This is a genomic window from Corynebacterium sp. HMSC077D03 (assembly GCF_001808545.1).
In the GTDB taxonomy this organism is placed as follows: Bacteria; Actinomycetota; Actinomycetes; order Mycobacteriales; family Mycobacteriaceae; genus Corynebacterium; species Corynebacterium simulans.
On sequence record NZ_KV793674.1, the window covers coordinates 1 to 260 of the forward strand.

The window sequence follows — 260 nt, forward strand, 5'->3', positions numbered from 1 at the left end:
AACGTGATGCTGTGGCCCTCTATGAAAACAATGAGGACCTTTCACTTCACGCGGCTTCAGCAGAGCTTGGAGTCAATCGTTCCTCGCTTTTCTCCTGGCTTCAGCAATACGGCACCGGCAAACGTGCCCGCACGAAGGCCATGCGCGACAACGCCAAGGAGACGACTGATTCCGAGCGAATCCGCCAACTAGAAAAAGAGAACGCGAAGCTGCGCGAAGAACGCGATATTCTGCGCAAGGCCGCGAAATATTTTGCCGAA

General features: G+C 54.2%; 1 pseudogene. It reads left to right on the forward strand.

Annotation, left to right across the window (positions count from 1 at the left end):
- Positions 1 to 11 precede the first annotated feature (11 nt).
- Positions 12 to 260, forward strand: a pseudogene (locus tag HMPREF2888_RS03435) (IS3 family transposase); the annotation flags it as partial.